Below are 22,447 nucleotides of genomic sequence, written 5' to 3' on the forward strand. Positions count from 1 at the left end.
GAAGCAGGGGCGGGTCCGGGGCGCTCGCGTGACGTGTCTGCCGTACAACGGAGTTTGGGAGTTATCCGTATGGCGAAGATCCTGCAATTCGACGAGGACGCTCGCCGGGCTCTTGAGCGCGGCGTCAACGCCCTCGCGGACGCCGTCAAGGTGACCATCGGCCCGCGCGGCCGCAACGTGGTCATCGACAAGAAGTTCGGCGCGCCGACCATCACCAACGACGGCGTCACCATCGCCCGCGAGGTGGAGCTGGAGGACCCCTACGAGAACCTGGGTGCCCAGCTCGCCAAGGAAGTGGCGACCAAGACCAACGACATCGCCGGTGACGGCACCACCACCGCGACCGTGCTGGCCCAGGCGCTCGTGCGCGAGGGCATCCGCAACGTGGCCGCCGGCGCCTCGCCGCTGAGCCTCAAGCGGGGCATGGACGCGGCGGCGCAGTTCGTGTCCGACCAGCTTCTCAAGTCCGCGCGCGAGATCGAGGAGAAGAGCGACATCGCCGGTGTCGCGACGATCTCCGCGCAGGACGCCAAGATCGGCGAGCTGATCGCCGAGGCGTTCGAGAAGGTCGGCAAGGACGGCGTCATCACCGTCGAGGAGGCCCACACCTTCGGCCTGGAGCTGGAGTTCACCGAGGGCCTGCAGTTCGACAAGGGCTACCTGTCGCCGCACATGGTGACCGACCCCGAGCGCATGGAGGCCGTCCTGGAGGACGCCTACGTGCTGATCGTGGACGGCAAGATCTCCAACGTGCAGGAGTTCCTGCCGCTGGCCGAGAAGGTCGCCCAGACCAAGAAGCCGCTGCTGGTCGTGGCCGAGGACGTCGAGGGCGAGGCCCTGGCGCTGCTCGTCGCCAACAAGATCCGCGGCACCTTCCTGTCGGTCGCCGTCAAGGCGCCCGGCTTCGGCGACCGCCGCAAGGCGATGCTCGGCGACATGGCCACCCTGACCGGCGGCCAGGTCGTCAGCGAGGCCATCGGCCTCAAGCTCGACAGCATCGGCCTGGACGACCTCGGCCGGGCCCGCCGGATCACCGTCACCAAGGACGCCACCACGGTCGTCGACGGTGAGGGTTCGCAGGACGAGATCAGCGCCCGGATCAACCAGATCAAGGTCGAGATCGAGAACAGCGACTCCGACTGGGACCGCGAGAAGCTGCAGGAGCGCCTGGCCAAGCTGGCCGGCGGCGTCTGCGTTCTGCGCGTCGGTGCCGCCACCGAGGTGGAGCTGAAGGAGAAGAAGCACCGCCTCGAGGACGCCATCTCGGCGACCCGCGCGGCCATCGAGGAGGGCATCGTGTCCGGCGGCGGCAGCGCCCTGGTGCACGTGGCCAAGGAGGGCTTCGACGCCCTCGGTCTCAGCGGCGACGAGGCCACCGGTGCGGAGGCCCTGCGCCGCGCCCTGGTCGAGCCGCTCCGCTGGATCTCCGAGAACGCCGGCCAGGAAGGCTACGTCGTCGTCTCCAAGGTGCAGGAGCTGCCCGCCGGCCACGGCTTCAACGCCGCGACCAGCGAGTACGGCGACCTTGTCGCCCAGGGCGTCATCGACCCGGTGAAGGTGACCCGTTCCGCCGTCACCAACGCCGCGTCGATCGCGGGCATGCTGCTCACCACCGAGGCGCTCGTCGTGGAGAAGCCGGAGGAGGCCGATGAGGCCGCCGGCGGCGGTCACGGCCACGGTCACGGTCACGGCCACTGATCACCGGCTGCCGATCACGGCCACTGATCATTGGCCCGACGGTGCCCGGTTGAACAACGGTGCCCGGTTGAACATTCGAAGCGAAGGCCCTCACCCGTCCGGGTGGGGGCTTTCGTGTGATTTCCGGCCTGCTGAGCTGTTTATGGGTGTTTGAGGTGGTCGGTTGGGAATTCATGGGACCACGGGCGACCGTATGACCGCGTTGCGTCATATCAGAGGGCTCGTCCCCGCACTGTGACCATTCCGTTGTCGTGGACGGGGGAGACAGGCTGGACCCCGCTGGGCATCATGCTCTCGTGACCGAGGGAGCTTTCGCCGGGACCACGACCGCGCGCGCTACCGAGCCCTCGGGGGGGAACGCCCCTCCGACAGCTCCCGATGTCGGGCGAGGGGTGCGGGTCGTCCGCCCGGCCGCCGCCCGTTCGAGCAAGGCCGACGAAGGCGACCTCAAAGAGCTGACGAGCCTTGCCGTCCAGGGCGACCCAGGGGCGATCGAGGTGCTCATCGGGCACGTCCGCCCGATGGTGGTCCGGTACTGCCGGGCCCGTCTGGGCCGGGTCTCCGGGCAGTACCACATCGCCGACGACGTGGCCCAGGAGGTGTGCATCGCGGTCCTGTCCGCGCTGCCCCGTTACCGCGACATGGGCCGCCCCTTCGCCTCGTTCGTCTTCGGCATCGCCTCGCACAAGATCGCTGACGCGCTGCGCAGCGCGGTGCGGGCGGCCGTGCCGACCGAGGACCTTCCGGACGGGCCGGACGACCGGCCGGGTCCCGAGGAGACCGTGGTGCGCTACATCGAGGCGCAGCGCGCTCGCGATCTGCTGACCCGCCTGCCCGATCACCAGCGTGAGCTGGTGTTGTTGCGGGTGGTGGCGGGGTTGTCGGCGGAGGAGACCGGTAACGTGCTGGGCATGTCCGCGGGGGCGGTACGCGTCGCGCAGCACCGGGCCCTGACCCGGCTGCGCGCGATGGCACGAGAGGAGTCGATCGCTTGACGGAACGGAGCCACGGCGCCCCGGATCCGGCCGAGCCTTCGAAGTCCGGTGCGCCCCCGGCACCGGGGAACCCGACGCCCGCGCCGCCGCCGCCGCCGCCGTCGCCGTCGCCGGGGGCGGATCTGAGTGCCGTACGCCGTACCGACGCGTTGTTCGACGAGCTGGCGGCCCGCCGCACTGCCGCCTCTGAAGCCGCCCCGCCGCCCGGCATCTCTGGCCGCCGCACATCCGGTGACCCCGCCGTACGCCTGTTGCACGCACTGGTCGCCGACGTTGACGCGGGCCTCGACACCGGCGATGCCGCCGGGCCGGACACGCTGCCGGGCAAGGGCGCGGACGAGGCGGGCGAGAGCGATCCGGCCGCCCCGGGCGGGCGGCGCCGCGGCTCCCGTACGTTCGTCGCCCTCGGAGTCGTGGGCGTGGTCCTGACCAGCACCGGCGTCGCGGCCGCGGGCGGCGGGCTGACCCGTGACGCCGCGCCCGCTCCGCAGACGCCCAAGGTGTCCGACGAACCACTGGTGGACCGGCTCGAGCCGAAGAGCCGCCCGTCCTCGCCGGGCAGGACGCCGGTCACGGGCCCCGGGGCGCCGGCTCAGGGCCGTCCGGATGCGGGCCGTCCAGATGCGAAGGGGCCCGAGCCCGACCCGGCACGCCGGCGTTTCGAGGACCTCAAGGGCAAGCTCGAAGACCTGTTGCCGCCCAAGAACCGCCGGCAGGGGCACGATGAGTGGCCCTTCCAGACGCCCACGCCCAAGGCCAACGACGAGGACGACACCCGGAAGAAGCTGGACGACATCCGCAGGCAGGCCCAGAAACGGCTCGAACGCTACCGCGACCGCCACGGCCGCTAGCGCCGGGCACGGCGGCCGGTCCGTCAGTCGATCATTCGGTCGATCAGTCGGCCTCGCGGCCCTCTTCGCTGTCGATGACGCCGTCCACGTAGCCGCGGGCGTATTCCCAGCTCACGTAGTCGACCGGATCGGGTGCCAGCGCCGGCTCGTGCACGCGGGGCAGCCCCTGGTCGAGCAGATGCCGCAGGTTGCCGTGCAGCAGATCCCAGTCGATGTAGTGCAGCTTGCCGCAGTCACCGCAGTCGACCGTCAGCCCGCGTACGCCGAGGGGTTCGAGGAGGGCCCGGAAGACCTCCAGGTCGGCCAGATCGGCCAGCACGTCCTCCCGCTCGGCCACGCTGAGCGGGGCGATCTCCTCCCCGGGATCGCCAAGCGACGCCGCCGGGTCCTCGGGGTCGTCGGCGAACGGATCGAGCGGAGCATCGTCGTGCACGATCCCACGCTACTGCGCGATGCCCCACCAAGTGCACCCCCTGTCCCTTCCGAGCGCGAACGGCCAGGTGTCCACGCCGTTACGCAATGCCCCATAGAAGGAATCTTTACGGATCGGAGGGGAATTCAGCGGCTCGTCCCGGGCGTTATCGGGGGATCTGGGGGGTCGTCCTCCCAGGGGGCAGGGACGGCGCGGGCAAGCGGCGGTGCCCAGGGCACCCGACGCCCTACCATGGGAGCAGGCCGCCGTGACCTGGCACTGTTCACAAAGCGCACGATGCCGCCGCGACTACTGGAAAGGTCGTCATGAACCCCGCAGCCGAGTCCGCGAAGTTCCTTCCGCAGGGCCTGACCTTTGACGATGTGCTGCTGCTGCCGGGGTATTCCGACCTGCAGCCGGGGGAGGCGGACACCACGACCCGGCTGACCCGCAACATCTCGCTGCGCATCCCGCTGGTGTCGGCCGCGATGGACACGGTGACCGAGTCCCGTACCGCGGTCGCGATGGCCCGCCAGGGCGGTATCGGCGTGCTCCACCGCAACATGTCGGTCGAGGAGCAGGCAGCCGAGGCCGACCGGGTCAAGCGCTCCGAGGCCGGGATGATCACCAACCCGGTGACCTGCCTGCCCGACGCCACGCTGGCCGACGTCGAGGAGCTGTGCGCCCGCTACCGCATCTCCGGCGCGCCGGTGACGGATGTGCGCGGCGTCCTGGTCGGCATCGTGACCAACCGCGACATGCGCTTCGAGACCGACCACTCGCGCCCGGTGCGCGAGGTCATGACCCCGATGCCGCTGGTGACCGCACCGGTGGACGTGTCCAGGGACGACGCGTTCAACCTGCTGGCCACCAACAAGATCGAGAAGCTGCCGCTGGTGGACGAGGAGGGCCGGCTGCGCGGGCTCATCACGGTCAAGGACTTCACCAAGAGCGAGCAGTACCCCGACTCCACCAAGGACACCGACGGCCGCCTGCTCGTCGCCGCCGCCGTGGGTGTCGGCGAGGACGCGATCCGCCGTGCCCAGGCGCTCATCGAGGCCGGCACGGACGTCATCATCGTCGACACCGCGCACGGCCACTCCAAGGGCGTCGCCGACACCATCGCCAAGATCAAGGCGAACGCCCGGGTCGAGGTGGTCGGCGGCAACGTCGGCACCTACGCCGGAGCCAAGGCGCTCGCCGAGGCCGGTGCGGACGGCGTCAAGGTCGGCGTCGGCCCGGGTTCCATCTGCACCACCCGCGTCGTCGCGGGCGTCGGTGTGCCGCAGATCACCGCGATCTTCGAGGCGGCCCGCGCGGCTAAGGAGGCCGGGCTGCCGGTCATCGGCGACGGCGGCCTGCAGTACTCCGGCGACATCGCCAAGGCCATCGTGGCCGGCGCCGAGACCGTGATGCTCGGCAGCCTGCTGGCCGGCATCGAGGAGTCCCCGGGCGAGCTGATCTTCGTGCACGGCAAGCAGTACAAGTCGTACCGCGGCATGGGCTCCCTCGGCGCCATGCGCAACCGCGAGCGCGGCGCCTCCTACTCCAAGGACCGCTACGCGCAGGCCGATGTCAGCGCCGAGGAGAAGCTGATCCCCGAGGGCGTCGAGGGCCAGGTGCCCTACCGCGGCCCGCTGGCGAACGTGGCGCACCAGCTCGTCGGCGGCCTCCACCAGTCGATGTGGTACGCCGGGGCGCGCACGATCCCCGAGCTCCAGGAGCGCGGCCAGCTCATGCGGATCAGCGCGGCGGGGCTGCGCGAGAGCCACCCGCACGACATCCAGATGACCGTCGAGGCTCCCAACTACCAGGGCCGCTAATCTGAACAGGTCGGCTTTTCCCGCCGTGACCGAGGAACCGTCATTCCGGATCCATGGTCACGGCGGAGTCATGAGAGGAAGCACCAGTGGCTGCTGAGGTGGAGATCGGCCGGGGCAAGAGCGGTCGCCGGGCATACGCCTTCGACGACATCGGCATCGTGCCGTCCCGCCGTACGCGCGACCCCGAGGAGGTCAGCGTCGCCTGGCAGATCGACGCCTACCGGTTCGAGATGCCGCTGGTCGTGGCGCCGATGGACAGCGTCGTCAGCCCGGCCACCGCGATCGCGATCGGCAGGCTCGGCGGTCTCGGCGTGCTCGATCTCGAAGGTCTGTGGACGCGGTACGACAACCCCGAGCCCCTGCTCGCCGAGATCTCCTCGCTGGACGACGCCCGCGCCACCCGCCGGCTCCAGGAGATCTACACCGAGCCGATCAAGGAGGAGCTGATCGGCCGCCGGATCGAGGAGATCCGCGAGGCCGGGGTGACGGTCGCCGCGCGGCTGTCGCCGCAGCGCACGGCGCAGTTCCACAAGGCCGTGATCGACGCGGGCGTGGACCTGTTCGTGATCCGCGGCACCACGGTCTCGGCCGAGCACGTCTCCGGGCGGGCCGAGCCGCTCAACCTCAAGCAGTTCATCTACGACCTCGACGTCCCCGTGATCGTCGGCGGTTGCTCCACCTACACCGCGGCGCTGCACCTGATGCGCACCGGTGCCGCCGGCGTGCTGGTCGGCTTCGGCGGCGGCTCGGGCCACACCAGCCGCACGGTGCTGGGCGTGGCGGTGCCGATGGCGACCGCGGTCGCCGACGTGGCTGCGGCCCGCCGCGACTACATGGACGAGTCCGGTGGCCGCTATGTGCACGTCATCGCCGACGGCGGCATGACCAACAGCGGCGACATCGCCAAGGCGTTCGCCTGCGGGTCCGACGCGGTCATGATCGGCTCCCCCTTCGCCCGTTCCACCGAGGCGCCGGGCCGGGGCTACCACTGGGGCAGCGAGGCCCACCACGGCGACGTGCCCCGCGGCACCCGCCTCAACCTGGGCACGATCGGCAGCCTGGAGCAGCTCCTGTACGGCCCGTCGCACGTGGCCGACGGCTCGATGAACCTCATCGGCGCGCTGCGCCGGGCGATGGCCACCTCGGGCTACACCGAGCTCAAGGAATTCCAGCGGGTCCAGGTCGTGGTCGCCCCGCAGTCCCACTGAGGGTGGCCCTCGGAGTGGTGGCCTCCTTACTGTTGGGTAGGTAAGCCACGTCATGACCCAAACCCGCATGGGGGAAATCGCGATGACGGCATCACCGGTGACCGGACTGGGCAGCTCACGGCTGGGGCCCGCGGAACGCACCGCCGCGCTGGACCGCATGGGACAGGAGGAGTTCGATGTCGTGGTCGTGGGGGCGGGCATCGTGGGCGCGGGCGCCGCGCTCGACGCCGCGACCCGCGGCCTTTCGGTGGCGGTCGTCGAAGCCCGTGACTTCGCCTCGGGCACGTCGTCGCGTTCGTCGAAGCTGATCCACGGCGGTCTGCGGTATCTGGAGCAGTACAACTTCGACCTCGTACGGGAGGCACTAACCGAGCGGGGGTTGCTGCTCCAGCGGATCGCGCCGCACCTGGTCCGGCCCGTTCCGTTCCTTTTGCCGACGACCAAGCGTGTCTGGGAGCGCGGCTACCTCGGCGCCGGAGTGGCGCTGTACGACGCGCTCTCGTTCTCCATGGGGAGCACCCGCGGCGTGCCGCACCACAAGCACCTGACCCGCAAGGGGGCGCTCAAGCTGGCGCCGTCCCTCCGCAGGGACGCCTTCGTTGGAGCGATCCAGTTCTGGGACGCGCAGGTCGACGACGCCCGATTCGTGATGACGGCGCTGCGCACGGCCGCCGAGTACGGCGCGCAGATCGCCTCGCGCACCCAGTGCGTGGGCTTCCTGCGTGAGGGCGAGCGGGTGACCGGGCTCCGCGTCCGCGATCTGGAATCCGGCACCACCAGCGAGGTACGCGCCAAGCAGATCGTCAACGCCACCGGCGTCTGGACTGACGACATCCAGGAGCTCGTCGGCGGGCGCGGCCAGATCCACGTGCGCGCCTCCAAGGGCATCCACCTGGTGGTGCCCAAGGACCGCATCCACTCGTCCACGGGTCTCATCCTGCGCACCGAGAAGTCGGTGCTCTTCGTCATCCCGTGGGGACGGCACTGGCTGATCGGCACCACCGACACCGCCTGGAACCTCGACAAGGCACATCCGGCGGCGTCCCGCGCCGACATCGACTACGTCCTCGAACACGTGAACTCGGTGCTCAACACCCCGCTCACCCACGATGACGTCGAAGGCGTGTACGCGGGCCTGCGCCCGCTGCTCTCGGGTGAACGCGACGAGACCTCGCAGCTGTCGCGCGAGCACATCGTCGCCCACCCCGTGCCCGGCCTCGTGCTCGTCGCCGGCGGGAAGTTCACCACCTACCGGGTCATGGCCAAGGACGCCATCGACGCCGTCGCGCACGGCCTGGACGGCAAGGTCGCCGAGTCGTGCACCGACCGCATCCCGCTGGTCGGCGGCGACGGCTTCCAGGCGATGTGGAACGCCCGGCACCGGCTGGCCTCGGGCTCCGGCCTGCACGTGGCGCGCATCGAGCATCTGCTGCGGCGGTACGGGACGCTCGTGGACGACCTGCTGGGGCTCATCAAGGAGAAGCCGGACCTGGGCAAGCCGCTGAACGGCGCGGACGACTACCTGCGCGCCGAGATCGTCTACGCGGCGGCGTACGAGGGGGCCCGGCACATCAACGACGTCCTGGCCCGCCGTACCCGCATCTCGATCGAGGCCTGGGACCGCGGTCTCGGCGTCGCGAAGGAGGCCGCCGACCTGCTGGCCCCGGTGCTCGGCTGGTCCAAGAAGCAGACCGATCGCGAAGTGGAGTACTACCGCAAGCGCGTCGAGGCCGAACGCGACTCCCAGAACCAGGACGGCGACCAGGAAGCCGACGCCAGCCGCCGGGGCGCCCCCGACATCGTTCCCACCGCGACTCCTTAATTCGGCTTTCGCGGCCTCGGGTCCTCGCCTGGCGGCTCGGACCCGAACCGCCATCCCACAGCGCCCCACCCGCCACCCATCAATCGACAAGCTTCGCTTGACGCCTGATAGCGGCAAGCGCGGCATCGCTTCGCGATCTCTCGTGCAGCTTCGCCTTCGGCTCGCTGCACGACCCGGTCGCGCGCTCGCGTGCGTGGCCAGGGTCCATCGGAGACAGGACCTAGGTGGCCGTGTCGGGGCCGGGAAGGGCGTGTCCCAGTACGAGGCGCATGCCGGCGGCATAGAGCTCCGCCGGCACCCGGTCGGGGTCCAGGAGGTGCTGGAACGCCAGGCCGAAGTCGAGTGCCATCGCCAGCGCCGCGCGATCGTTGCGGGGGACGCCTTCGGTCTCGCCCAGTTTCAGCCCGCGGGCGATGGAATCCCGGCGTTCGGCGTACCAGTCGGCCAGGCGCCAGCCCGCGGCATAGTCGCGCATGCCGTACAGCCAGAACTCCACCAGCAGCAGCGCGAGCAACCGCGCGTCCTCACCGGCGAGCCGGCGTGCGTAGGCGTGCCCGGCCCGCTCGAAGCGTTCGTCAAGGGGACGGTCCGCGTCGCGGAGTTCGTCACAGACGTCGGTCCCGATCCGTTCGCGGATGTAGCGCTCGAGCAGGGCGAGGAGCAGGTCCGTCTTGCCCGCGAAGTTCGAATAGACCGCGCCTTTGGTCAGGCCCGCGGCCGACGCGACGTCGTCGAGCGAGGCGCCGTGGATGCCGCGTTCGGCCCAGAGCCTCTCGGCGGCGCCGAGCAGGGCGGTCCGGGTGAGCTCGCGGCGTTCCTGTCGCCGCCGTCCCTTGCCGCTGCCGCCTTCCTGCCCGCTGGGTCCGTCCTGCTCCGGCCCCGGTTGCACCTGGGCATTGATCATTCGTCGATTCCTCCTCGGAAACGGCACCATCGCCCCGAGGACGCGCGGCAGCGAACGCCCGGGGAGCAACGGCGTGTTCGGCTCTCCGCTTTCCGGAATACACCGAGAGGTCATGGTCAATCCGCTGCTTACGTGAGAAGGATCGAAATGGAACGTTCCCGTCTCCCATAATGGAAATAGGTCAATGCTTGGTCTTTTCAATGGCTTGTTCGCTTAGGTAATTGGCAGGTCCATTCCTGAATTCGCGGCGGGCCGGGAGGTAGATCACCGGTCTGGAGGGAAGGGCCCGGCCATGAGCGATTTCAAGGCACCGATCTCGGGCACCGGGTACGACCAGGTGGCGATCATCACGGGCGCGGACTCCGGGATCGGCCGCGCCACGGCGGTGGCCCTCGCCGAAAGCGGCTTCGACGTCGGGATCACGTTCCACTCCGATGAGGCGGGCGCCCGTGGGGCCGCGGCCGAGGTGGCCTCCCGCGGCCGGCGTGCCGCCGTACGGCGGCACGATCTCGCCGAGCCGGTGGCGGCCGCCGCCGTCGTGGACGAGCTGGCGGATGAACTCGGCGGAGTCGGCGTGCTGGTCAACAACGCCGGAACCGGGAGCAGCCGCCCGCTGCTGGAGATGGAGTACGACGAGTGGCGTTCGGTGGTGGCGGTCGATCTGGACGGGGCGTTCATGTGCGCCCGGCAGGCGGCCCGCCGGATGGCCGCTGCCGGTCATGGCGGCCGGATCGTCAACGTGACCAGCGTCCACGAGGAGTATCCGCGGGTCGGCGCGGGTCCCTACTGCGCGGCCAAGGGCGGGCTGCGCATGCTCGCCCGGGTGCTGGCGCTGGAGTTGTCGCAGTACGGCATCACCGTCAACACGATCGCGCCGGGCGAGATCGCCACGCCGATGACCGGCCAGGCGGACGAGCCGCCGCGACCGGAGACCAGGCCCGGATACCCGCTGGCCCGGCCGGGGGACGCACGCGAGGTGGCGGCGGCCATCGCCTTCCTTGCAGGGCCTGGGGCGTCCTACATCACCGGTGCGTCCTTGTTCGTCGACGGTGCGCTCGGCCTGATGGGACCGCAGGCCGCAGGCGCGCTCGACTCCGCGGACTGGCGCAAGGGCTGAACAGCGCGGAACGTCTCATTACCTGTGGGTAGCGAAAAATGTCCAGGCGGTCATAGTCTGCCTTCATGGCTTCTCCGAAGGTCCCCGAGCGCACGCTCTCCGCTGCCCTGATCGAGCGGCTGACCTCCCACATCGTGGCCGACGGCGCCGACAAGACCACCATCCCCGCGCCCTTCACCGGCGAGCCCCTCGCGACCCTTCCGGTGTCGAGCTCCAAGGACGTCCTGACGGCCTACGAACGCGCCCGGGAGGCGCAACGGGCCTGGGCGGCGCTGCCGGTCAGGGAACGGGTCAAGCCGTTCCTGCGGCTGCCCGACGTGCTGGTGGAGCGCCGCGAGGAGATCCTCGACGTCATCCAGCTGGAGACCGGCAAGGCCCGCCGCCACGCCCTGGAGGAGTTCCTCGACGTGGCGCTCTGCACCCTCCACTACGCCCGGCGGGCCGAGAAGCTGCTCAAGCCGCGCCGCCGCCAGGGCATGATGCCCGGCGTCACCCGCGTCCAGGAGATGCGCCACCCCAAGGGCGTCGTCGCGCTGATCGCCCCCTGGAACTACCCGTTCTCGCTCGGGGCCAGCGACATCGCCCCCGCCCTCCTGGCCGGCAACGCCGTGATCCACAAGCCCGACACCCAGACCTGCCTGTCCAGCCTCTGGATCCTCGATCTGATGGTCGCCCTCGGCCTGCCCAGGGACCTGTGGCAGATCGTCGTCGGCGATCCGGCGGAGGTCGGCGACCCGCTGATCGACAATGCCGACTACGTCTCGTTCACCGGCTCGACCCGGGCGGGCCGGGCGATCACCCAGCGGGTCGCGCCGCGGCTGGTGAGCTACTCCATGGAGCTCGGCGGCAAGAATCCGATGATCGTGCTGGACGACGCCGACGTCGAGCGGACCGCGAAGGGGGCCGTCCGCGCCTGCTTCACCAACGCCGGGCAGCTCTGCATCTCGATCGAGCGGATGTACGTCCACGAGGACATCTATGACCGGTTCGTGCCGGAGTTCGTGGACAACGTCAAGAACATGAAGCTCGGCACCAACCTGAGCTTCGAGCCGGAGATGGGCTCGCTCACCTTCCAGCGGCAGCTCGACGTGGTCAGCAAGCATGTCGACCAGGCGGTCGAGCAGGGCGCGACGGTGCTGGCGGGCGGCAAGCCCCGGCCCGACATCGGCCCGTGGTTCTACGAGCCGACGGTGCTGGCCGACGTGACCACGGACATGGACCTGTGCGCGAACGAGACGTTCGGCCCCGTGGTGGCGATCTACAAGTTCCGTGACGAGAAGGAGGTCGTCGCCACCGCCAACGACACCGAGTACGGCCTCAACGCCTCGGTGTGGACCAAGAACGTGGCGCGCGGCCGTGCGCTGGCCGCGAAGATCCAGGCGGGCACGGTCAACATCAACGACGGCTACGGCGCCGCCTTCGCCTCCTACGACGCGCCGATGGGCGGCTTCAAGCAGTCCGGCGTCGGCCGCCGGCACGGCGCCGAGGGCCTCCTCAAGTTCACCGAGGTGCAGACCATCGCCAGCCAGCACTTCATGGATCTGGAGCCGCCCGGCAACGTCTCGTTCGACAAGTTCGCCGACCTCATGGCCACCGGCGTCAAGGTCATGAAACGGCTGCGGATCAAGTAGGGGGCCTCGTGGCCGGCAGGCACGACTTCGACGTTCTCATCGTCGGGTCAGGGTTCGGCGGCAGCGTCTCCGCGCTGCGGCTGACCGAGAAGGGCTACAAGGTCGGCGTCATCGAGGCGGGCCGCCGCTTCGACAGCGGACCGGACGGCGGGCCGGACAGTGGGCCGGACGGTACGCATGGCTCGCGCCATCCCGGGCTGCCCAGGACCAACTGGAAGATCTCGCGGTACCTGTGGGCGCCCGGCCTCGGGCTCACCGGGATGCAGCGCATCCACCTGATCCGCGGCGCCAAGGCGAGCCGGGTCATGGTGCTTGCGGGCGCCGGGGTCGGCGGCGGGTCGCTCAACTACGCCAACACCCTGTACGTCCCGCCCGCGCCTTTCTTCCAGGACCGCCAGTGGGCCGACATCACCGACTGGCAGGCCGAGCTCGCCCCGTTCTACGACCAGGCGCGGCGCATGCTGGGCGTCGTTCAGAACCCGACGACCACCGCGGCCGACGTGGAGTTGAAGAAGGTCGCCGACCGGATGGGCAAGGGCGACACCTTCGTCAAGACCCCGGTCGGCGTGCACTTCGGCTCGGGGCCGGGTGTGGAGAGCGACGACCCGTACTTCGGCGGCGCAGGGCCGCGGCGGCGTGGCTGCATCGAGTGCGGCGACTGCATGGTCGGCTGCCGGCACGGCGCCAAGAACATGCTCACCGAGAACTACCTCTACCTGGCTGAGAAGGGCGGCGCGCGGGTGATGCCGCTCAGCCGGGTCACCCGGGTGAGCCCGCTGGCGGGCGGGGGCTACGAGGTGGAGATCGTGCGGACCGGCTCGTTCGGCCGCCATCGCAAAACCTTCACCACCGAGCAGGTGGTTTTCGCGGCCGGTACGTACGGCACGCAGAAGCTGCTGCACAAGCTGAAGTCGACCGGCCTGCTCCCGGCGATCTCCGACCGGCTAGGCTTGCTGACCCGCACCAACTCCGAGGCGATCCTGGGCGCCGGCCGCAAGAACGGCGTGCCCGGCCCCGACTACTCCAAGGGCGTGGCGATCACCTCGTCGTTCCACCCGACGCCGGAGACCCACATCGAGCCGGTGCGCTACGGCAAGGGTTCCAACCTGATGGCCGGGTTGCAGACGCTCCTGGTGGACGGTGACCGTCCCGGTGAGCGCCACAGGCCCAGGTTCCTGAAGTTCCTAGGCGAGGTGGCGCAGCGGCCCAAGGACCTGGCGCAGCTCTTCAACGTGCGCGCCTGGTCCGAACGGACGGTCATCGCCCTGGTGATGCAGACGCGCGACAACTCGATCACCCTCAAGCCCAAGAAGGGGCCGTTCGGCTGGGATGTCCAGGCGACCGAGGGCCACGGCGAGCCCAACCCGACCTGGATCCCCGAGGGCCACGAGGCGACCCGCCTGCTGGCCGAGGAGGTCAACGGGATCCCGGGTGGCTCCTGGGGCGATCTGTTCGACATCCCGATGACCGCACACTTCCTCGGTGGCTGCGTCATCGGCGACTCGCCCGAGACCGGCGTGATCGACCCGTATCACCGTATGTACGGCCACCCCGGCCTGCACATCGTGGACGGCTCGGCCATCTCGGCCAACCTGGGCGTGAACCCGTCGCTCACGATCACCGCCCAGGCCGAACGCGCGATGTCGTTCTGGCCGAACAAGGGCGAGGACGACCTCCGGCCGACGCTCGGCACGGGCTACCGGCGCCTCACCGCCGTGACGCCGAAGAACCCGGCCGTCCCGGTCGACGCCCCGGCCGCCCTCCGCCTCCCCATCGCCGAGATCACCTGATCTCCCGGCGGAGACCCGGGCGCGGGGCGGGCGGGTGGCCCGCCGCGCGGCGCATCACTGGGGAGATCAGAGAGGTCGATCCAGGCAGGTCACGGGTAGTACGCGGCGATCCGGGTCTTGATGTTCTTGACAGCCGCCTCGTACTCCACGGGCGGGTTCTCGCCCGACCGGTGGTCCATCAGCGTCAGGGCGTAGAGCACCCGGCCCTGGCGGACGACGGCGAACTGGTACGGCGTGCCGGGGTAGCCGGTCACCCCCGAGATCGCCCGGTAGACACGCACGCCGTCTGCGGTGCCGACCTGGCGGACGTCCTTCATGTAGCCCGAGCCGTCCCCGTCTTCGGGATAGCGGTCCTCACAGGTGATCAGATCCGCCTCGTACTGCCGGAACGCCGCGTCCGCCTTCTCCGGGGTGGGGAACTTCAGCGCGGTGTCCCAGCCCACGAACAACTCGGTCCGGTGGCGGACGGTGATACCGCCGTCGGCGCCGGTCGGGCGGCCGTACACGCCGCAGGGGGTGGTGAAGACCTCGCGTTCGACGTAGCGGTTGGTCCAGGGTTCGCCGACGTCGGGACGCTCCCCGGCGGGGAGGATGACGGCCGGGTTGATCGATTCGGCGGCGGTGGTGGAGGTCGTCGTGGTCGTGGACGTGGTGCCGGTCGCCATGGCGGGGGTGGTGGTGAGGACGGTGAGCGCGGCGGTGAGCGCGCCCAGCACGCCGACTCGGGTCCGTGGGCCGAGCATGGGGGAGTCCTCTCGTGGACAGCCGATGATCATGTACTCAAGATCATCTGCCCGGCTGCGGGCAAGGACAGTACAAACTTGTACGACCGTGATCAGAGTGTGATCATTAAGCCCGGATCGCGGGCGGCGCGGGTGATGTGGGCGTAGCTTGGCCGGCATGGATGTCGCCCAGGAGGCCTCGCGCATCGAGAAGGAGCTGCGCGCCCAGGCCGACCCGGTGCGGTCGGAGAACGAGAAGCGCTACCTCAAGAGCGACTTCGTCCATATCGGTGTGCCCATGGGACCGCTCCGCAAGATCGCAGTATCGGCCGTCCGCGACATGCCCGATCGGGAGGACCTGCTCGCCCTCGCCGAGGCGCTGTGGACGATGACCGAGTCCGGTCGTCCCGTCCACGAGCTGCGCATGTCGGCGATCGAGATCCTGATACGCCGGGTGGCCGTGCTGGACCCCGATGACCTGGGCTTCGCCGAACGCCTGATCAGGGATTCGGCGAGCTGGGTCTATGTCGACGGCCTCGCGGAGAAGGTCGTCGGAGGCCTGGTCGTGCGCGTCCCTGAGCTGGCCGCCGTGCTCGACCGGTGGGTGGGCGACCCGTACTTCTGGATCCGCCGGACCGCGATGCTGGCGCTGCTGGCGGGGGTCCGTGCCGGTGACCCCGATCTCGACCGGATCTCCGCGTACGGGGACGAGCTGATCGGGGAACGCGAGTTCTTCATCCGCAAGGCCCTCGGCTGGGTCCTGCGTGAGCTGTCCAAGAAGGGCCACGCGGACTGGGTCCGCGACTGGGTGACGGCCCGGACCGGCGCGATCTCCGGCGTGTCCATCCGGGAGGCCGTCCGCCATCTCCCTCCGGCGGACGCCGAACGGCTCCTCGCCGCGTACAAGGCCCGCTGAGGGCCCCGTAGCTCATCCGCGGTAAGCAGACCAGACCTTGTGCATGCGAGCACCCTGGCCTGCCGTGAAGTTGTTCATGCAGGAGTCGAAGGCGTAGTCCATGAAGTTGTGGATCGGGTCGCGGCCGGCGGCCGGGCAGGTGTCCTTGCTGCCCGGGCAGCCGTCGGTGGAGTCGCGCGCGGGCGGGGTGTCGGCCACCCGGTCGCCGGGACTCGCGCAGCCGTCCTGGAACACGTGGTAGAGGCCGAGCCAGTGCCCGGTCTCGTGGACGCCGCTGAAGCCGCGGTCATAGTTCTTGATCGATCCGCCCGGCATGGTCCCGATGTGGAGGACGACGCCGTCCATCTTGGGTTCGTTCTCGTACAGCCAGGGGAACGTGGACCAGCCGAGCAGTTCGTCGCCGAGGTCGGCGCTGTAGAGGTTGAGAGTGCCCGGCCCGCCCTTGCGCAGCCGGGGCTTGTAGGTGCCCTCGTAGGCCTCGGGATAGTCGTACCAGCTGGCATTGTCCGACCGGGTCACCTGCTTCAGGACGAACGTGAAACGGGTGTCGGTGCCACCGAGCCGGCCGCCGTACGCGGCGTTCAGCGCCGCGATCTGACGCTTGATCAGGGCCGTGGACAGGTTGCCGCGCGGACCGTCGTGCAGGACGTGGAAGTAGACCGGGATCCAGATTCGGCTCGGGACCTGTCGCTGAGTCTGGCCGGCGCTGGGCGTCTTCGTGCCGAGCGCCGCGAGCAGACCGTTCAGCTCGCGCTCGACATTCACGACCTCGGCCGGAGTGAGCTCGTTGCGCTCTCGGGCTGAGTGGGCTCCGTGCCGGACCCGGGCTTCCGGGTGCGCGCAGCCTTCCTGCGTGCCCGTGACGCTCTCGGCGGCGGGCTTCGGAACGGGCGGCACGGACGCGGAGGTCACGGACGCGACCGCCAGTGCGGCAACGGCAAGGAGCAGCTTCACGTCGATCCTCGGGGATCCGGGGGCGGGCGGGAGACGATGTGAACGCAGAGCGTGACCCACAAGTACCAGAGAGTCGCCCTGTGGGGGAGCTGATCCCAGTCGAACGGAAGCTGACCGTTATTACTCGCGTGCTGTAAGTGATCCCCACCCCGGGCGGACCGTGATCTCCGAGAAGGCTTCTAGACTGGTAGTCCTTCGCCGAAACCCTGTTTGCCCTGCGAAAGGCGCTGTTGGTGTCCGTCGACCAGTCTTTTGACACCGTTCTCGTCGTCGATTTCGGTGCGCAGTACGCGCAGCTGATCGCCCGGCGCGTACGCGAGTGTCATGTGTTCAGCGAGATCGTTCCGTCCACCATGCCGGCGGCGGAGATGCTCGCCAAGAAGCCGAAGGCGATCATCCTGTCGGGCGGCCCGGCGTCGGTCTACGCGGAGGACGCGCCGGTCGTCCCGGACGGGCTGTTCGACCTCGGCGTCCCCACGTTCGGCATCTGTTACGGGCACCAGGTGATGGCGCAGGCGCTCGGCGGGACGGTGGAGAACTCCGAGGTCGCCGAATACGGCGGCGCCACCATCGCCGTGACGGCTCCGGGCGTGCTCTTCCGGGGGATGCCCGTCCACCAGTCGGTGTGGATGTCGCACCGTGACTTCGTGAGCCAGGCACCGGCGGGCTTCACGGTCACGGCCATGACCGACGTCACCCCGGTGGCCGGCATGGAGGACCCCGAGCGCGGCTTCTACAGCGTCCAGTTCCACCCCGAGGTGCTGCACACCGAGCACGGCATGGAACTGCTGCGCAGGTTCCTGTACGAGGGTGCGGGCTGCCGGCCGAACTGGACCATGGTCAACATCGCCGAGGAGTCGATCGAGGCCGTCCGCACCCAGGTCGGTGGCAAGCGCGCCATCTGCGGCCTCTCCGGCGGCGTCGACTCCGCGGTGGCCGCCGCTCTCGTTCAGCGCGCCATCGGCGACCAGCTCACCTGTGTCTTCGTCGATCACGGTCTGCTGCGCAAGGGCGAGGCGGAGCAGGTCGAGAAGGACTTCGTCGCGGCCACCGGCGTCAACCTCCATGTGGTGGACGCGCAGGAACGGTTCCTCGCGGCACTCGACGGGGTCACCGACCCCGAGGAGAAGCGCAAGATCATCGGACGCGAGTTCATCCGGGTCTTCGAGGAGGCCGCGAGGGAAATTGTCGGCGAGGCGGCGGCGGCGCCGGTGGAGTTCCTTGTGCAGGGCACGCTCTACCCGGACGTCGTGGAGTCCGGCGGCGGCACGGGCGCGGCCAACATCAAGTCGCACCACAACGTCGGCGGGCTGCCGGACGACCTGCAGTTCAAGCTGGTCGAGCCGCTGCGCACGCTCTTCAAGGACGAGGTCCGGGCGCTCGGCGAGCAGCTCGGGCTTCCCCCCGAGATCGTCTGGCGGCAGCCGTTCCCCGGGCCGGGCCTCGGCATCCGGATCATCGGCGCCGTCTCCAAGGAGCGTCTGGACATCCTGCGCGACGCCGACGCGATCGCGCGCGAGGAGCTGACCCGGGCCGGCCTCGACCGCGAGATCTGGCAGTTCCCGGTGGTGCTGCTCGCCGACGTGCGGTCCGTGGGCGTCCAGGGCGACGGCCGTACCTACGGTCACCCGGTCGTCCTGCGTCCCGTCACCAGCGAGGACGCGATGACCGCCGACTGGGCCCGCCTGCCGTACGACGTCCTGCAGAAGATCTCGACCCGCATCACCAACGAGGTGCGTGAGATCAACCGGGTGACCGTCGACATCACCAGCAAGCCCCCGGGCACGATCGAGTGGGAGTGACCCATCAGCAGGCCGACGGTCGCCCAGCTGCGGGCCTTCCTGGCGCTCGCCGAACACCTCCACTTCCGTGACGCCGCCGCCGCGCTGCGGATGAGCCAGCCGGCCCTGTCGGGCGCGGTGGCGGCTCTCGAAGAGACCCTGGACACGCAGCTCGTCGAGCGGACGACGCGCAAGGTCCTTCTCACGCCCGCGGGCGAACGCGTCGCCCGTCGTGCGGAGCTCGTGCTCACGGAGCTGGACCGCCTGGTGGAGGAGGTGCACTCCGCCCGCGGTTCGCTCGTCGGCCCCCTCCGCGTCGGTGTGATCCCGACCGTCGCGCCCTACCTCCTCCCCGTCGTGCTGCCGCGTCTGTCCGCCGAGTTCCCCGACCTGGAGTTGTCGGTCCACGAGGAGCAGACCGAGGCCATCACCGCCGAGCTTCTCGCGGGCCGGCTGGACGTCGTCCTCCTGGCCCTGCCCGTCTCGGCCCCGGGCGTGACCGAGCTCGCCCTGTACGAGGAGGACTTCGCTTTGGTGGCCCCCGACGCCCATGACCTGGGGAGCCCGGACGAGCCCCTGCCGCGGTCGGCGCTCAACGACCTCGAGGTCATCCTGCTCAACGAGGGGCACTGCCTGCGCGACCAGGCCTTGGACGTCTGCCGCGAAGTGGGTGCCCGCGCCGGTGCCGCCACGTACGCCACCAGCCTCGCGACGCTCGTCCAGCTGGTCTCCGGAGGTCTGGGCGTGACCTTCGTCCCCGAGACCGCCCTTCCGGTGGAGACCCGGCGGGCCCCCGGCCTGACCGTTCGCCGTTTCGCGGCGCCCGCACCACACCGGCGCATCGGTCTCGCCTACCGCTCCAGCTCTCCTCGCGCCGACGAGTTCGAGACCCTGGCGCAGAGCATCCGGTCCGCCGTGGCCGCCGCGGACGCACACGTACGCGTCCAGCCCGCCTGAAAGCGCCACCCGCCTGAAGCGCTGCCCGCCTGAAATGCCAAGGGCGGCCACGCCCGCGTCGGGTCTCCCCAAGCCTCCGGCAAAGTCTTCGCCATTCTCGTCCGGCTGTCGGTAAGTGCGCTGACAAAGCTCAGCGCGCACCGAATCACTGCGGTTCACTCCTGGCAACTGATGCGCCGACGAGAGGGCACGATGACGACGGGGACCAGGCAACCGCATGCCGAGCTCGATGAGGTCTGGGCACGCGACGAAGAGATCAGGCTCGTCGGCAGCCTGCCCCCGTCCGTCCCCGCCGATCGGCTGTGGCGAGTCCGCCTGACGCTGCGAGCGCCCGGCCGCCCGGCCACGGTGCGAGGCCGGGTGCTGTGGCCGTTCCAGAGCGTGCGCCGGGCGTTCTGGCGCGCGCCGGGACCCTTCATAGCGACGGTGTCCGGCCACAAGTTCGAGGCGACCGTGCCGGTCGAGTTGCTCACCCTGCCCATACCGATCCTGGCCGCGTGCTGGGACGTCCATCTGGTCTCCGAGGACGACGGGGAGTGCTTGGAGCTCCGCCTCGGCCGCCACTGTGGCGTCCCGCCGAAGGCACAGTCGATCACCTTCCCGTGGCAGCGCGTCGAGGGCTGGCAACGCTTCAAGGTCCGGCCCTGCTACCGCGCCGACAACGACCTCTCCGTGGAAAGCCGGCGTACCCGATGAAGATCACCTATGTCCTGCTGCACGCGTACGGCATGGGCGGCACGATCCGCACCGTCATCAACCAGGCCAACGCGATGGCCGCCGCCGGGCACGAGGTCGGCCTCGCCAGCGTCGTGCGCCGCCGGGACGGCAGCCACTTCACCATCGATCCCCGCGTGGAGATGGTCGATGTCGTCGACCAACGCGCGGTACGGCCGGTCCAGCCGGCGCACAGCGAACCCGGCGTCCAGGTGCCGGTCGGCGAACCTGCCAAGGAGACCTTCACCCGCGTCGTCGAAGACACGTTCGTCGAGTTCATCCAGGGACTGGACGACGGGATCCTGGTCACCACTCGTCCAGGACTCAACTTGCTGGCCGCTCGGCACGCACCCGAGAGGCTGGTACGGGTGGCGCAGGATCACATGCACCTGGGCCGTTACAAACCCGGCGTACGGGCGGCGATCCTTGAGGACTACCCGCGCTTGGACGCGGTGGTGTCGTTGACCCGCAAGGACCGCGCGGAGTACGAGCAGGCGCTGAACGGCCAGGTCAGGACCGCGCACATCCCCAACCCGCTGCACAGCCTCTCGGCGCCACGGACCGATCATTCGAGCAAGGTCGTGGTCGCCGCGGGCCGCCTGACGCGCCAGAAGGGCTTTGACCTGCTCATCCCCGCGTTCGCCCAGGTGGTCCACCGGCACCCTGACTGGCGGCTGTACGTCTACGGCTCGGGCAAGGCGGAGGGGCGCCTGCGCAAGCTGATCCACGGGCACCATCTCTATAACCACGTTTTCCTCATGGGGCCGACCAAGCACCTGGACAGGGAGCTGTCCAAGTCCTCCATCTACGCCTTGAGCTCACGGTTCGAGGGCTTTCCCATGATCCTCCTGGAGGCCCTCAACTGCGGGTTGCCGGTCGCGAGCTTCGACTGCCCGACCGGACCGGGCGAGATCATCGTGACCGGGGAGAACGGCCTCCTGGTGCCGCACGAGGATGGCGAGGGCCTCGCCGCCGCACTCTGCCGGCTGATCGAGGACGCGCCGCTGCGGCGCCGCCTCGGCGAGGCGGGCCGCGAGACCGCCACACGGTACGGACCCGACGCGATCCGGAGCCGGTGGGAGGCGCTGTTCGCCGAACTGATCGAGGCGAAGAAGGCGGGTCCCCCTGCGCCGCCCAAGGGCGCGGGCGCGCACACGTAGATCCGCCCACGCACCGGTCAAGTCTGGGTCAGACGACGGTGCGGTAATGGCGATGCGTTCCTGGGTGAACACGACCGGTCAGCATGCTGGGCTTCATGGCCACGTACTCACTGGAAGACGTTCGCGCGGTCTGCAAGCAGCGCGACGCGTGGTGGACGGTCCTGCTCGTCGACCCGATCGCCGTCCGGCTGGCCTGGTTGGTCGCGAACCGCACCTCGTTCACCCCCAACCAGATCACCTTCGCCGCCTTCGCCCTCGGCCTGGGCGCGGCGGGGTGCTTCGCGCAGGCCACCTCCGGGTGGCTCGCACTCGGGGCGCTGCTCTACCACCTGGGATTCGTGCTGGACTGCGTGGACGGCAAGGTCGCGCGCCTGCGGGGCACGGGGTCGCCGTTCGGAGCCTGGCTGGACTTCATGCTCGACCGGGTCCGGGACGGCCTCTGCGCGCTGGGCCTCGCGGGCGGGCAGTACGCCGCCACCGGGCACGTCGCCTATCTCTGGCTCGGTTTCGCGGTGCTGGCCCTCGACATGATCCGCTACCTCAACGGCCCGCAGATCGCCAAGGCCCGCCGGAAGATGGTGAGCAGGCCCGCGTCCGAGGAGGCGGGCAAGTCCGAGGCGGGGAGGCCCGAGGCGGGGAAGTCCGAGGCGGGGAAGTCCGAGGCGGGGAAGTCCGAGGCGGGGAAGTCCGAGGCCGGCAAGCGGACCGGACCGCCGCCCGCCGGGCCCTCCCGCTACCAACGGGTCCGCCGGAGCCTGTTGCGGTGCAGGATCCGCATGCATCTGGTCAGCGGCATCGAGTTCCAGATGGCCACGTTCATCGTCGGGCCGCTGACCGGCGCGATCATCCCGGTCACCGCGGCCGCCGGCCTTCTGCTGCTCGCCTTCGAGTGCCTCATCATCTACCGGTTCTGGAAGAGCACCCGCGACTTCACCCGGGCCTTCGCCGAGCGGCACACGTTCGCTCCGCCGGCCGAGGCGAAACGTTGAGCG

General features: G+C 70.0%; 19 protein-coding genes. 15 read left to right on the top strand and 4 right to left on the bottom strand.

What is annotated here, in order from left to right; genetic code table 11:
- Positions 1–69: 69 nt before the first annotated feature.
- The 3 genes from groL (at position 70) to ACH34W_RS19415 (ending at position 3,544) form a co-directional block, all read left to right on the top strand.
- Positions 70–1,698, top strand: coding sequence for a chaperonin GroEL (gene groL, locus ACH34W_RS19405; protein ID WP_395962310.1), 1,629 nt, complete (start codon positions 70–72; stop codon positions 1,696–1,698).
- 392 nt (positions 1,699–2,090) lie between these two features.
- Positions 2,091–2,693 (top strand): sigma-70 family RNA polymerase sigma factor, encoded by a 603-nt coding sequence (locus tag ACH34W_RS19410; RefSeq protein WP_395962712.1) that lies wholly within the window; start codon positions 2,091–2,093, stop codon positions 2,691–2,693.
- Entirely contained in the window at positions 2,690–3,544 is an 855-nt protein-coding gene (locus tag ACH34W_RS19415) for a hypothetical protein (RefSeq protein ID WP_395962311.1), read from the top strand. Before ACH34W_RS19410 ends, ACH34W_RS19415 begins: the two co-directional genes overlap by 4 nt.
- A gap of 43 nt (positions 3,545–3,587) precedes the next feature.
- On the opposite strand, the gene ACH34W_RS19420 is transcribed toward ACH34W_RS19415, so the two are convergent.
- Entirely contained in the window at positions 3,588–3,977 is a 390-nt protein-coding gene (locus ACH34W_RS19420; RefSeq protein ID WP_395962312.1) for a DUF5319 domain-containing protein, read from the bottom strand.
- 305 nt (positions 3,978–4,282) lie between these two features.
- On the opposite strand from ACH34W_RS19420, the gene guaB reads away from it, so the two are divergent.
- The 3 genes from guaB (at position 4,283) to glpD (ending at position 8,809) form a co-directional block, all read left to right on the top strand.
- Complete coding sequence (guaB, locus tag ACH34W_RS19425; RefSeq protein ID WP_395962313.1) at positions 4,283–5,779, top strand: IMP dehydrogenase; 1,497 nt, start codon at positions 4,283–4,285, stop codon at positions 5,777–5,779.
- A 98-nt stretch (positions 5,780–5,877) separates the two neighbouring features.
- Positions 5,878–6,987 carry a GuaB3 family IMP dehydrogenase-related protein gene (locus tag ACH34W_RS19430; RefSeq protein ID WP_395962714.1) on the top strand — a complete coding sequence of 370 codons (1,110 nt, stop codon included), beginning with the start codon at positions 5,878–5,880 and terminating at the stop codon, positions 6,985–6,987.
- An 82-nt stretch (positions 6,988–7,069) separates the two neighbouring features.
- Positions 7,070–8,809, top strand: coding sequence for a glycerol-3-phosphate dehydrogenase (gene glpD, locus ACH34W_RS19435; protein ID WP_395962314.1), 1,740 nt, complete (start codon positions 7,070–7,072; stop codon positions 8,807–8,809).
- A 220-nt stretch (positions 8,810–9,029) separates the two neighbouring features.
- Here the strand turns inward: glpD and ACH34W_RS19440 are convergent, their stop codons facing one another.
- Complete coding sequence (locus ACH34W_RS19440) at positions 9,030–9,713, bottom strand: TetR/AcrR family transcriptional regulator (RefSeq protein WP_395962315.1); 684 nt, start codon at positions 9,711–9,713, stop codon at positions 9,030–9,032.
- Positions 9,714–10,005: 292 nt separating this feature from the next.
- Between ACH34W_RS19440 and ACH34W_RS19445 the strand changes: the two genes are divergently transcribed.
- The 3 genes from ACH34W_RS19445 to ACH34W_RS19455 all read left to right on the top strand — a co-directional run bounded on the left by ACH34W_RS19445 (position 10,006) and on the right by ACH34W_RS19455 (position 14,251).
- A complete protein-coding gene (locus ACH34W_RS19445; RefSeq protein WP_395962316.1) occupies positions 10,006–10,830 on the top strand; it encodes an SDR family oxidoreductase in 825 nt (274 codons plus the stop codon).
- 65 nt (positions 10,831–10,895) lie between these two features.
- On the top strand, positions 10,896–12,461 hold the full coding sequence (locus ACH34W_RS19450; RefSeq protein ID WP_395962317.1) for a succinic semialdehyde dehydrogenase: 1,566 nt from the start codon (positions 10,896–10,898) through the stop codon (positions 12,459–12,461).
- An 8-nt stretch (positions 12,462–12,469) separates the two neighbouring features.
- The gene (locus tag ACH34W_RS19455; protein WP_395962318.1) at positions 12,470–14,251 is read left to right on the top strand and encodes a GMC oxidoreductase; all 1,782 of its coding nucleotides are present in this window, start codon (positions 12,470–12,472) and stop codon (positions 14,249–14,251) included.
- An 89-nt stretch (positions 14,252–14,340) separates the two neighbouring features.
- On the opposite strand, the gene ACH34W_RS19460 is transcribed toward ACH34W_RS19455, so the two are convergent.
- Positions 14,341–14,994, bottom strand: a complete 654-nt coding sequence (locus ACH34W_RS19460; RefSeq protein ID WP_395962319.1) for a hypothetical protein — start codon at positions 14,992–14,994, stop codon at positions 14,341–14,343.
- Between the two features lie 157 nt (positions 14,995–15,151).
- Between ACH34W_RS19460 and ACH34W_RS19465 the strand changes: the two genes are divergently transcribed.
- Positions 15,152–15,889: a DNA alkylation repair protein gene (locus tag ACH34W_RS19465; protein WP_395962320.1), complete on the top strand. Its 738-nt coding sequence runs from the start codon at positions 15,152–15,154 to the stop codon at positions 15,887–15,889.
- 12 nt (positions 15,890–15,901) lie between these two features.
- Here the strand turns inward: ACH34W_RS19465 and ACH34W_RS19470 are convergent, their stop codons facing one another.
- Entirely contained in the window at positions 15,902–16,843 is a 942-nt protein-coding gene (locus ACH34W_RS19470; protein WP_395962321.1) for a zinc metalloprotease, read from the bottom strand.
- Between the two features lie 233 nt (positions 16,844–17,076).
- On the opposite strand from ACH34W_RS19470, the gene guaA reads away from it, so the two are divergent.
- The 5 genes from guaA to ACH34W_RS19495 all read left to right on the top strand — a co-directional run bounded on the left by guaA (position 17,077) and on the right by ACH34W_RS19495 (position 22,444).
- Positions 17,077–18,645, top strand: a complete 1,569-nt coding sequence (guaA, locus tag ACH34W_RS19475; RefSeq protein WP_395962322.1) for a glutamine-hydrolyzing GMP synthase — start codon at positions 17,077–17,079, stop codon at positions 18,643–18,645.
- Positions 18,646–18,672: 27 nt separating this feature from the next.
- On the top strand, positions 18,673–19,581 hold the full coding sequence (locus tag ACH34W_RS19480) for a LysR substrate-binding domain-containing protein (protein ID WP_395962715.1): 909 nt from the start codon (positions 18,673–18,675) through the stop codon (positions 19,579–19,581).
- Between the two features lie 192 nt (positions 19,582–19,773).
- Positions 19,774–20,277: a hypothetical protein gene (locus tag ACH34W_RS19485; protein ID WP_395962323.1), complete on the top strand. Its 504-nt coding sequence runs from the start codon at positions 19,774–19,776 to the stop codon at positions 20,275–20,277.
- Positions 20,274–21,455: a glycosyltransferase family 4 protein gene (locus ACH34W_RS19490; protein WP_395962324.1), complete on the top strand. Its 1,182-nt coding sequence runs from the start codon at positions 20,274–20,276 to the stop codon at positions 21,453–21,455. The genes ACH34W_RS19485 and ACH34W_RS19490 overlap by 4 nt, the downstream gene beginning before the upstream one ends.
- A 95-nt stretch (positions 21,456–21,550) precedes the next feature.
- Positions 21,551–22,444: a CDP-alcohol phosphatidyltransferase family protein gene (locus ACH34W_RS19495; RefSeq protein ID WP_395962325.1), complete on the top strand. Its 894-nt coding sequence runs from the start codon at positions 21,551–21,553 to the stop codon at positions 22,442–22,444.
- Positions 22,445–22,447 lie beyond the last annotated feature (3 nt).

Origin of the sequence: Actinomadura sp. 6N118, assembly GCF_044326415.1 — a bacterium.
Lineage (GTDB): Bacteria > Actinomycetota > Actinomycetes > Streptosporangiales > Streptosporangiaceae > Spirillospora.

Bases quoted from the DNA above. Each gene is read 5' to 3' on its own strand.
- groL (WP_395962310.1), top strand. From the start codon at position 70: ATGGCGAAGATCCTGCAATTCGACGAGGACGCTCGCCGGGCTCTTGAG.
- guaB (WP_395962313.1), top strand. From the start codon at position 4,283: ATGAACCCCGCAGCCGAGTCCGCGAAGTTCCTTCCGCAGGGCCTGACC.
- glpD (WP_395962314.1), top strand. From the start codon at position 7,070: ATGACGGCATCACCGGTGACCGGACTGGGCAGCTCACGGCTGGGGCCC.
- ACH34W_RS19440 (WP_395962315.1), bottom strand. From the start codon at position 9,713: ATGATCAATGCCCAGGTGCAACCGGGGCCGGAGCAGGACGGACCCAGC.
- ACH34W_RS19445 (WP_395962316.1), top strand. From the start codon at position 10,006: ATGAGCGATTTCAAGGCACCGATCTCGGGCACCGGGTACGACCAGGTG.
- ACH34W_RS19450 (WP_395962317.1), top strand. From the start codon at position 10,896: ATGGCTTCTCCGAAGGTCCCCGAGCGCACGCTCTCCGCTGCCCTGATC.
- ACH34W_RS19460 (WP_395962319.1), bottom strand. From the start codon at position 14,994: ATGCTCGGCCCACGGACCCGAGTCGGCGTGCTGGGCGCGCTCACCGCC.
- ACH34W_RS19465 (WP_395962320.1), top strand. From the start codon at position 15,152: ATGGATGTCGCCCAGGAGGCCTCGCGCATCGAGAAGGAGCTGCGCGCC.
- ACH34W_RS19485 (WP_395962323.1), top strand. From the start codon at position 19,774: ATGACGACGGGGACCAGGCAACCGCATGCCGAGCTCGATGAGGTCTGG.
- ACH34W_RS19490 (WP_395962324.1), top strand. From the start codon at position 20,274: ATGAAGATCACCTATGTCCTGCTGCACGCGTACGGCATGGGCGGCACG.
- ACH34W_RS19495 (WP_395962325.1), top strand. From the start codon at position 21,551: ATGGCCACGTACTCACTGGAAGACGTTCGCGCGGTCTGCAAGCAGCGC.